At 76.3% G+C, this 12,755-nt stretch carries 12 protein-coding genes; 8 read left to right on the top strand and 4 right to left on the bottom strand.

Annotated elements, in window-relative coordinates; translation table 11 throughout:
* Positions 1–93: 93 nt before the first annotated feature.
* Positions 94–1,002 carry an acyl-CoA thioesterase gene (locus tag ACFXAM_RS33570; protein WP_380297062.1) on the bottom strand — a complete coding sequence of 303 codons (909 nt, stop codon included), beginning with the start codon at positions 1,000–1,002 and terminating at the stop codon, positions 94–96.
* Between the two features lie 147 nt (positions 1,003–1,149).
* Between ACFXAM_RS33570 and ACFXAM_RS33565 the strand changes: the two genes are divergently transcribed.
* The 4 genes from ACFXAM_RS33565 (at position 1,150) to ACFXAM_RS33550 (ending at position 6,329) form a co-directional block, all read left to right on the top strand.
* Positions 1,150–2,562, top strand: a complete 1,413-nt coding sequence (locus ACFXAM_RS33565; protein ID WP_380297061.1) for an SWIM zinc finger family protein — start codon at positions 1,150–1,152, stop codon at positions 2,560–2,562.
* Positions 2,559–5,291 carry a DUF6493 family protein gene (locus ACFXAM_RS33560; RefSeq protein ID WP_380297060.1) on the top strand — a complete coding sequence of 911 codons (2,733 nt, stop codon included), beginning with the start codon at positions 2,559–2,561 and terminating at the stop codon, positions 5,289–5,291. The genes ACFXAM_RS33565 and ACFXAM_RS33560 overlap by 4 nt, the downstream gene beginning before the upstream one ends.
* 100 nt (positions 5,292–5,391) lie before the next feature.
* Positions 5,392–5,916, top strand: a complete 525-nt coding sequence (locus tag ACFXAM_RS33555) for a TetR/AcrR family transcriptional regulator (protein ID WP_380297058.1) — start codon at positions 5,392–5,394, stop codon at positions 5,914–5,916.
* A 56-nt stretch (positions 5,917–5,972) separates the two neighbouring features.
* Positions 5,973–6,329 carry a hypothetical protein gene (locus ACFXAM_RS33550; RefSeq protein WP_380297056.1) on the top strand — a complete coding sequence of 119 codons (357 nt, stop codon included), beginning with the start codon at positions 5,973–5,975 and terminating at the stop codon, positions 6,327–6,329.
* A 69-nt stretch (positions 6,330–6,398) separates the two neighbouring features.
* On the opposite strand, the gene ACFXAM_RS33545 is transcribed toward ACFXAM_RS33550, so the two are convergent.
* The 3 genes from ACFXAM_RS33545 to ACFXAM_RS33535 all read right to left on the bottom strand — a co-directional run bounded on the left by ACFXAM_RS33545 (position 6,399) and on the right by ACFXAM_RS33535 (position 8,952).
* Positions 6,399–7,613: an MBL fold metallo-hydrolase gene (locus tag ACFXAM_RS33545; RefSeq protein ID WP_380297063.1), complete on the bottom strand. Its 1,215-nt coding sequence runs from the start codon at positions 7,611–7,613 to the stop codon at positions 6,399–6,401.
* Positions 7,614–7,876: 263 nt separating this feature from the next.
* Entirely contained in the window at positions 7,877–8,329 is a 453-nt protein-coding gene (locus ACFXAM_RS33540) for a MaoC family dehydratase (protein WP_350564017.1), read from the bottom strand.
* A 191-nt stretch (positions 8,330–8,520) separates the two neighbouring features.
* Positions 8,521–8,952 carry a pyridoxamine 5'-phosphate oxidase family protein gene (locus ACFXAM_RS33535; protein ID WP_380297054.1) on the bottom strand — a complete coding sequence of 144 codons (432 nt, stop codon included), beginning with the start codon at positions 8,950–8,952 and terminating at the stop codon, positions 8,521–8,523.
* 390 nt (positions 8,953–9,342) lie between these two features.
* Here ACFXAM_RS33535 and ACFXAM_RS33530 point away from each other — a divergent pair, with 390 nt between their 5' ends.
* The 4 genes from ACFXAM_RS33530 to ACFXAM_RS33515 form a co-directional block, all read left to right on the top strand.
* The gene (locus tag ACFXAM_RS33530) at positions 9,343–10,239 is read left to right on the top strand and encodes a hypothetical protein (RefSeq protein WP_380297052.1); all 897 of its coding nucleotides are present in this window, start codon (positions 9,343–9,345) and stop codon (positions 10,237–10,239) included.
* A 192-nt stretch (positions 10,240–10,431) separates the two neighbouring features.
* On the top strand, positions 10,432–11,001 hold the full coding sequence (locus ACFXAM_RS33525) for a hypothetical protein (protein ID WP_380297050.1): 570 nt from the start codon (positions 10,432–10,434) through the stop codon (positions 10,999–11,001).
* Positions 10,995–11,939, top strand: a complete 945-nt coding sequence (locus ACFXAM_RS33520; protein ID WP_380297048.1) for a hypothetical protein — start codon at positions 10,995–10,997, stop codon at positions 11,937–11,939. The genes ACFXAM_RS33525 and ACFXAM_RS33520 overlap by 7 nt, the downstream gene beginning before the upstream one ends.
* Positions 11,940–11,988: 49 nt before the next feature.
* The coding region (locus ACFXAM_RS33515; protein ID WP_380297046.1) for an SAF domain-containing protein at positions 11,989–12,755 on the top strand (767 nt) is incomplete at its 3' end.

Raw genomic sequence — 12,755 nt, 5'->3', positions numbered from 1 at the left:
TGGTGACGGGGGGCGAACGGCGGGAGGCCGGACGGTCCCGGACGGTCCCCGACGGGTGCGCGCGGGGGCGGCCGGGGCGCGGCCCGGCGGCGCTCAGCGCGGCGAGACCAGGCGTTCGCGGATCAGCGCCTCCTGGACGGCGGAGGCCACCAGCCGGCCCGAGCGGTCGTAGAACTCGCCCAGCGCCAGGCCGCGGCCGTCCGAGGAGGACGGGCTGCGCTGCGCGAACAGCAGCCACTCGTCGGCCCGGAAGGGCCGGTGGAACCACATCGCGTGGTCCAGCGAGGCCATCAGCAGCCGGGGCTCCTCGGTGCGCTGGAAGAAGTTCGGCTGGACGTGCAGCCCGGCCGTCGAGGCGAGCGTGAGGTCCGACAGGTAGGTGAGCGCGCAGACGTGCAGCAGCGGGTCGCCGGCGGGCAGCGGCGAGCCGGTGCGCAGCCAGACGAACTGCTGGGGCATGCCCGGGACGGCCGGCGGCACGTCCGGCGCGTCCGCGGGGACGAAGCGCAGCTCCAGGTCGCCGAAGCCGACGTCGGCCAGCGCGGCGCGGGCCGCGTCGTCCCAGAGCGAGAGGGCGTCCGGCAGTTCCTCGGGGCCGGGCAGCCTCGGCACCTCCCGGTGCCGGTCGGCGGCGGGCTCGGGGCGCTTGAAGGAGGCGGAGAGGCTGAAGACGTCCTCGCCCCGCTGGACCGCGGTCACCCGCCGGGTGGCGTAGGAGGTGCCCTGGCGGACCCGGTCGACCCGGTACTCGATGGGGCGGCCCGGGTCGCCCGGCGTCAGGAAGTAGCCGTGCAGCGAGTGCACCGCGCGGTCCGTGCCGATGGTCCGCCCGGCCGCCAGCAGGGCCTGCGCGGCGACGTGCCCGCCGAACGCGCGCATCGGCGCACCGGCGTGGCAGTGGCCGCGGAACGTGTTCTCGTCGAGGCGCTCGATCCGCAGCAGCTCGGCGAACGGGCCGACCGTGCCGGTGGCCCGTCTGTCCTGTTCGGTCAGCTCTGTCACAGGCCCATACTGGCAGACCCGGGCCGTGCGCCGGTGTGACCTGGGTAACCCGGAGGGCGAACGCACGTGCTAGAACGTGTTCCGCAATTCGAAGGCGGTGGGGCGGTCCGGGGTCGGCTGTCAGTGCCCTGACCTACCGTGCTCGGCATGTCGCAATCCGCACACGCGTACGCCTATCTGCGCCCCTCCGCCGTCCTCGACGGCGAGGCCGGGCGGAGCCTCGCCCTGGAGACGTCCGGCGGCACCACCCCGCTCGGGGCGGCCGCCCACCCGCGCTTCTTCGCGGGCTTCCTGGCCGAGCCTGCGCCGGCCGCCGCCGCGCTGCTCGCCGTCGCCGATGTCGCCGCCGCCCGCTACTACCAGCCGCAGCTGCGCGCCTCGCTGGATCCGGTGGTCACCGCCAACGGCGACCGGCTGCGCTTCGAGTCCTTCTCCGGCTGCTGCGGCGTCTACGCCCGGCTCGACGTGCTCGCCGCCGGCCTGGACGGCGACGAGATCGGCCACGGCACCACCAACGTCGACGTCAACAACCCGCTGCGCGAGGCGCTCACCCGGATCGGGCCCGCCGAGCCGCTGCACCTCGCCGTCGGCCCGGACGCCCTGGAGGTCACCACCTTCGACGGGCCGGTCGTCGAGAAGAAGGTCCCGCTGCCCGAGCGCTGGCTGCGCGGATTCGCCGAGACCCAGGTCACCGCCGCCGGCTTCGACCTGCGCGCCGAGCTGTCCGCCGCCGAGGCGGTCCGCTTCCTGCGCTCGCTGCCGCGCGGCGGGGGCCGGGCCGGGGCCCGGGTCGCCCAGTGGGTCGTCCCGGCGGGGCGCACGCTGCGGCCCACCACCCGGCCGGTGCCCGGCGCGGTCTGCCTGCCCGGGCCCGAGCGGCTGGCCGCCCTGCAGCGGGTGCTGCGGCACGCGCGGGCGCTGCGGGTCTACGGCCCGCCGGTCGCCGGGACCGGCCCGGCGGCCTCCGCCTGGGGGGTGGAGCTGCCCGGGATGCGGCTGACCCTCACCCTCTCGCCGGACGCCTCCCGGGGTTTCAGCGGCGAGGGCGGGGTGCTCGGCGCGCTCGCCACCGGCACCGCCGAGCAGGACGCCGACCTGGTGTCGGCGCTGCTCGCCTGGGAGCCGCGGATCGAGATCGCCGAGCTGGCCGAGCAGTCCGGGCTCACCGCGGCCCGGGTGCGGGCCGCGCTCACCCGGCTCGGCACCGCCGGGCAGATCGGCTACGACGTGGCGGAGGCCGCGTACTTCCACCGTCAGCTCCCGTACGAGGCGGGGCGCGCGGAGGCGGCCAATCCGCGGCTGAAGGCGGCCCGCGCGCTGGTCGCGGCCGGGGCGGTGCGGCTGGAGGGCGGCGGCGCGACGGCCGTCGTCACGGTGGACGACCACGTCCAGCGGGTGCGCACGGACGCGGCCGGCGCGGTCGGCTGCACCTGCCTGTGGTGGGCGAAGTACCGGGGCGGGCGCGGGCCGTGCAAGCACGTGCTCGCGGTCGGCATGGTCCGCGAGGAGCGGGCGCGGGGCGGGGCGGCGGACCGGCCGGCCGAGGGGGCGCAGCGATGAGCGCCGGAACCGCGAGCAGCGCGCAGCCGCCGGCGGCCACGAGCGAGGCGGTGGAGGCCCTGATGGCGGCCGTCCGCGAGGGGCGGACCGGGGAGGTGCCGGGACTGCTGGCCGCCCTCGGCCCGGCCGAGCGGCGCTCCTGCCTCCCGACGTTCAAGGAGATGCGCCGGAGCGGCCGCCGTGACTGGACCAAGGAGGGCGGCCGGCGGATGTGCGCGGTGCTGGTGGCCGGTGCGGGCTGCCACGCCGGTCCGGCCGGCGCCGCCACCTGGATCGGATCCCGGGACTTCTCCGGCCGCTCCTGGGCCCGCCACCCCGCCCTGGCCGACGTCGTCGAGGCGCAGCCGGTGGAGTGGCAGACCGAGGTGGTCGGCCGGCTCGCCGCCAAGCGCGGGTCCAGCTGGAGCTGGGACCTCTATCCGCTGATCGAGCGGGTGGTGCGGCGCACCGGCTGCGCCGTCCCGGCCTCCGACGACTTCGTCACCGAGTGGCTGCGCTCGGCCGCCGGGGCGGAGAACGGCCGGCGCGGCACCGCCACCACCCTGCTGGAGCGGCTGCGGACGGACACCTTCACCCCCGTGCTGCTGCCCCGGGTGTTCGAACTGGACGATGTCGCCTGGCCACTGAACGCCACCTACACCACCCGTTCGGGTGACAACTGGCCGGCGGCGATCGCCGGGCTCGCCGAGTCCGGGCGCCTGGGGCGCGAGGAGCTGATCGACCTCTGCCTCGGCCGTCTGGTGCGCGGCGGCAAGACGGCCGACCAGCGCGCGTTCCTCACGGTGCTGGTCGCGCTCGCGCCCACCCCGGCGGAGTACGCGGCCCGGGCGCGCGACCTGCTGGCGCTGCTCGACGGCCTGCCGGCGGTGGCCGGCCACGCCCAGCAGGTGCTCGCCGGGCTGGACGAGGCCGGGCTGATCGAGCCGGAGGCGGTCGTCGAGGCCTCGGCCGTGGTGCTGTTCCGCAGTGAGAAGAAGCTGGTGCGGGCCCAGCTCGCCTGGCTGGAGAAGGCCGCGAGGCGCTCGCCCGAGCGGTCGGGCGCGGTGGTGCTGGCCGCCGCCGGGGCCTTCGGCCACCCCGACGGCGCCCTCCAGGAGCGGGCGCTCAACGTGGTCGCCCGCCGGCTCAAGGCCGCCGGGGAGGCCGTGCTGCCGGAGCTGCTGCTCGCCGCCGAAGCGCTCAACCCCGCCCACCACGCCCGGGCCGGGGAGCTGTTCGGCGCACCGGTGGCCGGCTCGGGCGGGGACGACACCGCCTGGGACGAACTGCTGCCGCCCGCCCCGGTGCCCGCCCCGCTCGGCGAACCGCTCGCCACCCCGGCGGAGGTCGCCGAGGAGCTCGCCGTGCTGCTGGCCTCCGCACGGCCCGACGTCGCCGTCTTCGAGAGGGTCCTGGACGGCCTGGTCCGGCACGCCCACCGCGACCGGACGGCGCTCGTCCGGGCGCTGGAGCCGGTGCTGCGGACCAACCCGTGGCAGGAGGTCGGCCGCTGGCGGGACTGCGGCCCGGGCGACGTGCTGTACGTGGCCGCCGTGGTCGCCGGGAAGGCCGAGCCGTACCGGCCCGGCCCCGTCTTCCGCAAGGGCCGCGACCCGCTGCGCGGGACCCACAACACCGAGTACGGCAACGTGCTGGCCGCCCGGATCTCCGAGGCCGCCGAGCGGGTCGTCACCGACACCCCGCCGTTCCTGCTCGCCACGCCGACCGACGCCACCGGCGCGATCACCGCGAGCGCGCTGGTCGAGCGCCTCGCCCGCTACGAGGCGGCCGGCGCGGCGCCCGGCCCGGCCGATCTGAACGCCGCGCTGCTGCGGGTCGCCCCGACGGCGGACCCGGAGGTGCGGGCGGCGGCCGGCCGGCTCACCTCGGCGGCCGGACGGTGGGCGGCGGCCTGGCTGCACGAGGGCGGTCTGCCGGCCCAGGGTTCGGAGCGGGTGGTCTTCGCCCCCGGCGCCGGCTACGAGCGCAAGCGGCGCTACTGGGAGCGCTGGTGGGAGGACCTCAAGCGGATCGCGGTCGCCCAGCGCGGCACCGGCGGCCCGGCCGGCCCGGCGCGCGAGCGGCTGGCCGGCGACTTCCGCAAGCTGCTGGAGGGCACCGAGCCCAGCGTGGCCCGGATCCGCCGGTCGGACGACTGGCTCCGGGAGCCCACCGTGCACTGGGCCGCGATGCTCCCGCACCACCGCGAGGAGCTCGCCGCCCGCTGGCTGGACCGGTTCGCCGACTGCGCCGACCGCGAGCGGCGCGGCACGCTGCGGATGCTGGTCGTGCTCGCCGAGGCCGGCGGCCCGGCCGGGCTCGCCCTCCATCTCGCCCTCGCCTACGGCCTGGGCGCCCGCCACCCCGAGGACCGCGCCGCCGCCGTCGACGCCCTGCTCGTGCTCGCCGCCCGCGGTGACCTGGACGGCGCGCTGCTCGGCCGCGAGCTGGGCGAGCTGGTGGCGCTCGGCACGGTGAAGCCCAACCGCCTCGTCCAGTCCGTGAGCGGTGCCGCCGACACCGGCGCCCACGCCACCGTCTGGTCCGTGCTGTCCGCCGCCCTCCCGTCCCTGCTCACCGGCGAGTCCCCGCGCGGCACCGCGGACCTCCTCGCCCTCGCCAACGACACCGCCCGCCGCAGCGCCGCCCGCGGCCCGATCCCCGAACTCGCCGCCGTCGCCGAGCGCTCCGGCACCGGCCGTCTCGTCAAGGAGGCCCGCACTCTCCATGCCTTCCTCACCACCCCCTGACCCCGGCCGCGCGCCCCGCTCCTCCTGGGGCGGGACGGTGGCGAGGGTTTGAGAACGGTCGTTCTTGACTGATCGTTCTTCAACTCGTAGAGTCCTGCCCATGGGAAGACCACGCGCCTTCGACGAGGAGCAGGCAGTGCGCGCGGCGGCGGAGTTGTTCGCCGTGCACGGGTACGAGGGGACCTCGGTGGACGATCTCGTCACCGGGCTCGGTGTGCACCGGGGGAGCCTCTACAAGGTGTTCGGGAGCAAGCGCGGGCTCTACCTCGCCGCGCTGCGCCGGCACCTCGACGAGGAGGTGCTGCCGCTCGCGGCGGCGCTCCGGGAGGCCGACGGGCTCGCCGCGCTGCTGACGCAGGCGGTGGCCGCGTTCGACGGCGGGCCGGCCGCCGGGTTGCTGCTGTCGGCCGCCGTGGAGCGGGCCGGGAGCGATCCGGAGGTCGGGGCGCTGGTCGCCGAGGGGACGGCCGCGCTGGACGGCGCGGTCGAGCGGGTGACCGGCAGCGGCGACGGCGGCGCCGGTGTGCTCGCCGCGACCGTCCTCGGCCTGCGGCTGCGCGCCCGCGCCGGCCTTGACGGCCCGTCCGCCGAAGCGGTGCTCGCCTTCGCCGGACGCCTCGGCTGACGCCCGGTCGGCGCCGGTCCACCGCAGATCATCCACCAGTGGGAGGAAACAGTTCCATGGCCCGTGTCAGCATCACCGACCAGACCCTCGTCGTCGAGATCGAGGGCCTCGACCGGCTCTGGGCGGTCCGCAGCCGGATCGAGATCCCGCTCGGCAACGTCCGGGGCGCGACCGTCGACCCCGGGATCCTCCGGGAGCCCAAGGGGATCAAGGTCGGCGGCACGCACTTCCCCGGGGTGATCACCGCCGGGACCTTCCGCTCGGGCGGCGAGTGGGTGTTCTGGGACGTCAAGAACCCCGCCAAGGCCGTGGTGATCGAGCTCGCCGACGAGCGCTACAGCCGGCTGATCGTGGAGGTCGACGACCCGCGCGCCACCGTCGACCTCGTCGAGCACGCCAAGCGGCCCGCCTGAGCGCCCCGGACCGTCGGTCCGCCAATCCGCCAATCCATCAATCCGTCAATCCGTCAATCCGTCGGTCCGTCAGACCGTCAGGCCGTCGCCGCCCCGGGCCGCCGCCCGGGGCCGCGACCCGTCGGCGGCGGCCCGGTCGTCCGCGGCGTCCGGACCGGCCGCGCCGTCCGGCACCACCAGCGCCGCGCCGTCCCGGGGCGGTGCGGCCACCGCCCGCCACCAGCGCCGCAGCGCGGGCGGCCCGGCCGGCTCGAAGGGCTTGCCGGGCCGGGGCACCGCCAGCCGTACGCCGTGCGCCCGCGCGGCGGCGGCCACCCGTTCGGCGGGCTCCTCCCACGGGTGCGGGGCGAGGTTGAAGGTGCACCAGTGGATGGGCAGCAGCAGGTCGCCGCGCAGGTCCAGGTGGGCCCGCACACCCTCCTCGGGCGTCATGTGGACGTCGGGCCAGAAGTCGCTGTACGCGCCGACCTGCACCATCGTCGCGTCGAACGGGCCGAGCCGGCGGCCGATCTCGGCGAAGCCGGCGAAGTAGCCGGTGTCCCCGCTGTGGAAGACGGTGCGCCCGCCGCCGGCCACCACCCAGGACGCCCAGAGGAAGAGCGGGCTGGTGCGCGGGCCGCGGCTGCAGTAGTGCCGGGCTGGGGTGGCGGTCAGGGTCAGGCCCGCCACCTCGGCCGACTCCCACCAGTCGAGCTCGACGATCCGGCCGGCCGGCACCCCCCAGTGCTCCAGGTGCGCCCCGACGCCGAGCGGCACCGCGAAGACCGCGCCGCTGCCGGTCAGCGCCCGGATCGTGGCCATGTCGAGGTGGTCGTAGTGGTCGTGGGAGACGACGACCACGTCGACCGGACCGAGTTCGGCGAGCGGCAGCGGCACCGGGTGGAGCCGTTTGGGGCCGGTCCAGGAGAACGGTGAGCAGCGCTCGCCCCAGACCGGGTCGAACAGCACCCGGCGACCGCCGATCTCGGCGAGCACGGTGGCGTGGCCCAGCCAGGTGAGCCGCAGCCCGGAGGCGGGCGGCGCGGCGAGGTCGGCCGGGAGCAGCCGGTGCAGCGGCACGGCGGCGGCCGGCGTCCGCCGGGCGCGGTCGGCCGCCAGCTGGGCGCGGGCGATCTCCAGCGGGCTGCGCGCGGAGACCAGCCGGCGGGTCGGCACGGGGTTGCGGAAGGCGCCGTCGGCGAACTGGGGGGAGCGGTGGATCCGGGCGAGCCGTTCGCCGCGCGGCTCGGCGCCGAAGGCGTCCGTGCGGACCCGGTGCCAGGCCGCCCGGGGCAGTCCGGCCAGGCCGGGCGGCGTGCCGAGGGCGGTGGACGCGGCGGAGGCCAGGGCCGAGGAGAGGCCGAGGGCGCGGGAGTACCACGGGGCGGCTGGGCGGGGCACGGCACCTCCAGGGGCGGCGAAGGAGAGCTGGCATGCCGGGGCCGCGTACCGCCGGCCGGAGCGCCGACCCGGTACGACGACCGTCTCGTCGGAGATTACTCGTGCTCGGCCTTCCGGACCCGGCGAGCGGCGGCCGCCGTCCGCCGACCAGGGGCCTTCCCCCGTGATCAGGCGTAGAAACGGGTGATCGTCTCGGCGACGCAGTGCGGCTTGGCGCTCTCCGCGCTGGTGATGGTGAACCGGACCACCGCCTGCACGCCCCCCGGGACCTCGGTGGCGGAGACCAGCTCGGCCTTCGCCCGGATCGCCGTGCCCACCGGCAGCGGGGCGGGGAAGCGGACCTTCTCCGAGCCGTAGTTGAGCGCCATCCGCACGCCCTCGACGCCGTAGCACTCCTTGGCCAGCACCGGGATCATCGACATCGTGAGGTAGCCGTGCGCGATGGTCGAGCCGAACTGGCTCTCCTTCGCCCGCTGCGGGTCGACGTGGATCCACTGGTGGTCGCCGGTCGCCTCGGCGAACAGGTCGATCCGGGCCTGCTCGACGGTGTGCCACCGGCTGGTGCCCAGCTCGGTGCCGACGGCGGCGGTCAGCTCGGCGAGGGAGGCGAAGGTCGTCACGGGGCGCTCCTGGGGCAGGCGGGACGGTCGGCGGTGCGCGGTGCTGCTGCGAACTCCGCAGAGTATGCCTACTCGCCGGTCACCTGTCAGGGGGTTCTCGTGACAGGGGGTCGGGGGCGGCCGGCGCTCCCCGGGCACGGCCGCCCCGGTCCCCGGGCAGGGGCCCGGTCCCCGCGCGCGGCCGCCGGGCCTCAGGAGTGCGGGACCGGGTGGCCGGCCGCGGTCAGCCGGCGGCCGCTGATCAGTTCGGGCACCAGGGAGACGAACATCGGGTCCGGGTCGCCCACCCAGGGCCGCAGGCCCGAGCGCAGCGCGCGGCGGACCTGCTCCGGGTCGCGCAGGACGTCCGCCCGGCCGTGCACCAGCACGCTCCAGCCGGTGCGGGTGACCGGGTCCAGCTGGTCGGCCTGGAAGGCGACGACGGTGCCGTCCAACCCGCGCGCGGTTGCACTGCCCCGGCGCACGGCCAGCAGCAGGCGCCCGTCCGGCGCGACCTCGAAGGAGACGGGCAGCACGGCCGGCAGCGCGTGCTCGGTGTACACCACGCGTCCGACGGGCACGGTGCTGAGCAGGCGCAGGCACGTGTCCGCGCCGAGTTCCTCCAGTGGGTCGTCACGGTCCATGGGTCCGATGGTCCCCCTCCCGCGCGCGGGCCGACAGGGCCCATGGTCCCTGGGCGGTAGGGCCTTGCGGCCGTCCTCCGGCACCGGGGGAGGGCCGCAGCCGGCGCCCACGGACGGCGGACGGTGCTCGCCGGGCGGGCGCACCGGTGGCGTCCGGACGCGGGATTCCCGCCCCGGAACGCGGCCGCGGGCCCGACGGTGACGGCACGGGGCGGTAGCCTGCCCGGCGGTGGCACCGGGGCACGCCGGGCGTGCCGGGGCCCGGACGGCGCCGCCGGAGACGGCGGAGACGGCGGAGACGGCGGAGAGCGTGCGCGTCGGGCCGGAGCGGACGGCGTAACGGTTCGGCGGCCCCGGGAGCCCGGGGCCGGGCAGGAGGGGGCGGTGCGGGTGGCAAGTGGGGTCGATCTGGTGGTCATCGGGGCGGACGGCGGGCCGGACCGCGCCTTCGGCGGGTCCGCGCAGGCGGCCGAGGGCGCCCGGTTGCTGGCCGAGGTCCTGCCGGGGATGTGCTTCGACGCCGGCGCGGCCGGCAGCCGGGTCACCGTCGTCGAGCCGGGCGCGGACGCCAACACCATGCTCACCGCCGTCCGGGAGGCGGCCGCCCGTCCGGGCCGCTGGCTGCTGGTCTGCCTGGTGGGCCAGCTGGTGGCCGACCCGCGCGGGCGCCGGCTCGCCCTGGTGACGGCGGGCTCCACCGCCGACAACGCCTACCGGCGCGGGCTGGCCTGGGACTGGGTGGTCAGCGCCATGGTGCACGGCGACCAGGAGGAGGCGCTGCTGCTGGTCGACGCGGTCGCCGACAAGGACACCTGGGCGGCGCTGGAGCGCGGCGGCGGCGAGGACGGCGCGGGCGAACTGCTCAGCTACTCGCGCGTCCCGCTCTGGGGCCGGATCGGCCGCCACGCGCCCGGCCGCTACACCCCGGGCCGGCGCGGCCGGGACGCCGTGCTGCCGGGCGGCCCCGGCTCGTTCAGCCAGGCGCTGACCGCCGTGCTGGGCCAGGGCGTCCCGGGGGCGCCCGCGGCCGTCGGGCCGCACGACCTGCAGCCGGCCGTCGGCGCGCTGCTCGACGGTGGCGCCCCGCACGAGGCGGGTGGCGCCGGTGCGCCGTCGAACCAGTCCGACGCGCCGGGTGTGCGCCTGCTCGTCCCGCCGGAGGGCGGGCGCCTTCTGATGCGCAATCGGGCGGCGGTTCGGGGGGCATTGGCCGGATTGTCGCTTTCCGAGGAACTGTTGGCCCTGCTGTGGCGGGAAAGTGCCCCGACGGATCCGCCTTCCGCGTAAGGTCAGGAGCCCCCGGGTGTTGCCGTGAAGGCCCGGTTTGGCGAAGAATCGATGCCCGCGGGGGAACACCGGCGGGACGGCGGAATTCTTCTGGCGGCCCCGGTCCACACCCGGGGTCGGCTGCGACGAGGTGGGGCGATGCGGCAGCGCGGAAATGTGTTGCGCCCTGGGGCGGTTGGGGTCGGAGGGCTGGTGCTGGCGTTGCTGCTGGGCGGCTGCGCGAGCAGCGGGGCCGGCGGTTCCACCGATCGGCTGGGGACGAGCGCGCCCACGGTGGCGGGGGTGACCGCGGTCCCTCCTTCGGGTGGTTCGGCAAACGTCGGGAACGCGCCGACCGACGGACCCGAGGGTGCGGCGGCCAGATCGGCCCTGAGCACCTATCAGGACTGGTGGCAGGCGCAGACAGAAGCGTTCGCACGCGCCGATTCGGACGGGTCCCGATTCGACACCTTCGCTTCCGGGAAGGCGCTGACCGAGGCCTTGGTGAACCTTCGTCAGTTACAAGAAGCCAAACTCGTGATGACGGGTGAACCGCGGAGTTCCGCGGTGGTGAAGTCCGTCGACCTGAACGCCGATCCGAACACCGCCGTGATCGAGGACTGCCTGGACGTGTCCGGGTGGCACCAGGCGGACGCCGTTACGCGCGCGGTGAAGGATCCGCCCGACCGGCTCGACCGGTACGTGGCGACCGTTTCCCTGCGGCTGTTCCAGACGCGCTGGCTGATCAACGAGTTCAAGCGGGAGGTGGGGCGCACATGCTGAAACCGGTCAGGCGGTTGGTGATCGGCACGCCGTTGTTCGCCGGATTGCTTCTGGCGCCGGCGAGCCCTGTGGCGGCTGATCCCACCCCCGCGGACACGGGGGGAGCCACCCACTGCGAGATCACCGTCATCTGCACGGGCGGAGGTCACGCCGGCAGCACACCACCTCCCTCGGGTGGCGGCGGCGGAGGGGGAGGCGGCGGCACCTCGGGGCCGCAGCTCTGCAACTGGAACGGTCAGGTCCTCGCCTGCACCGACCCCGAGCTGGGCTGGTTCAGCGCCACCGACGGCTGCTACTACCGGGTCATCAACCCGCCGCCCGAGGCCGGGGATTCGCGCTGGGAGGGCCACGACCCCAAGGAGGGGGCGGTCTACAACCGGACCTGCCGCTTCTCCGACGGCTCGATCGGCCCGACCGCGTCGACGTTCCTCGCCCAGGCGCCCGTGCCCGCGCCGCCGGACCCGGGAGCCATGGCCGCTGCGTACGTCAAGGACAGACTGGAGTTCAAACCCCCGGAGCTCGGGATCGCCCCCGGGAAGGACCCGGTGGTGGGCGGGAACGTCTGGCTCTGGCTGGCGGACCCGAAGAAGCCGGTCACGCAACCGCTCCACGCCGGCAGCCTCACGGTGACGGTCACCCCCCGGGTGGCCTCGGTGAAGTGGGACCTCGGCGACGGCCCCAGCGTGACCTGCAAGGGCGCTGCCGCGGTCGGCACTCCGTACGACGTCAAGTACGGCGCCGGCCCGTCGCCCACCTGCGGCCACGTCTTCAGGACCGGCTCGGGCACCAAGAAGAACGGCCTGTTCAGCGGCGACGTCGAGGTCGTGTGGATGAACGACGTGACGGTGTCCGACGGCACGAAGGTCGACCCGATCGAGATCCGGGTCTACGTGCGGAACGTCAGCTACCGGGTCGCCGAGGTCCAGGTCCTCAACTAGCGCACAGCAACCCCGACGAACGAACGAACGCGAGGAAGGCCGAACCCCGGTGGAGAACCGTACAGTTGCCACGCCCGGCCCCGGCGCGACCGCCACGGCGACCGCGGCCACCGCCGCGACCGCCCCCGCGGCCGCGCCGGAGCAGCGGCGCGGGGCGCCCCGCACGCCCGGGCGGACGCTCGGCGCGCGGCGCCGGCGCCCCGCCGTGCTGGCGATGGCGGTGGCCCTGATAGCCGCGGGCGGGCTCGGTGGCGCGGTGCTCTACAACAGCACCGGTCAGCGGGTCGCGGTGCTGGCGCTCGCCCGGGACGTGCCGTGGGGGCAGGTGCTGAGCGAGTCCGACCTGGTGGTCGTCCGGATCGCGAGCGATCCTGCGCTCAAGCCGCTGGACGCCGCCGACCGGGCCAAGGCGGTCGGGATGCGGGCCGCCACCGACCTGCACAAGGGCGGGCTGCTCACCAAGTCCGACCTCGCGCAGTCGCTCGTCCTCAACCCCGGGCAGCTGCTGGTCGGCGTCTCGGCCCGGCGCACCCAGCTGCCGGCCACCCGCCTCCAGCCGGGTCAGCCGGTGATCGTCGTCTACACCCCGGACGGCGCGCGGGCCGAGACGCTCGCCGCCACCGTCTACACGGTCGGCCGGGTGGACACCGACGGCAGCCAGGTCTTCGACGCCGTCGTCGACCAGGCGGACGCGGGCAAGCTCGCCGCCTGGGTCGCCACCGGGCGGATCCAGGTGGTGGTGGCGCCGCGCGCGGCGGCCGGTACGCCCGCTGCCGGTACGCCCGCCGCCGGTACGCCCGCCGCCGGGGCCCCCGC

This window comes from Kitasatospora sp. NPDC059462, assembly GCF_042749955.1.
Lineage (GTDB): Bacteria > Actinomycetota > Actinomycetes > Streptomycetales > Streptomycetaceae > Kitasatospora.
The sequence above is the reverse complement of the archived record's forward strand: the minus strand, read 5'-3'. Positions and strand labels throughout refer to the sequence as shown.

Excerpts from the sequence above, each read along its gene's own strand:
- ACFXAM_RS33550 (WP_380297056.1), top strand. The coding sequence starts at position 5,973 with ATGGCCCGTGTCAGCATCACCGACCAGACCCTCGTCGTCGAGATCGAG.
- ACFXAM_RS33520 (WP_380297048.1), top strand. The coding sequence starts at position 10,995 with ATGCTGAAACCGGTCAGGCGGTTGGTGATCGGCACGCCGTTGTTCGCC.
- ACFXAM_RS33535 (WP_380297054.1), bottom strand. The coding sequence starts at position 8,952 with ATGGACCGTGACGACCCACTGGAGGAACTCGGCGCGGACACGTGCCTG.
- ACFXAM_RS33565 (WP_380297061.1), top strand. The coding sequence starts at position 1,150 with ATGTCGCAATCCGCACACGCGTACGCCTATCTGCGCCCCTCCGCCGTC.
- ACFXAM_RS33560 (WP_380297060.1), top strand. The coding sequence starts at position 2,559 with ATGAGCGCCGGAACCGCGAGCAGCGCGCAGCCGCCGGCGGCCACGAGC.
- ACFXAM_RS33555 (WP_380297058.1), top strand. The coding sequence starts at position 5,392 with ATGGGAAGACCACGCGCCTTCGACGAGGAGCAGGCAGTGCGCGCGGCG.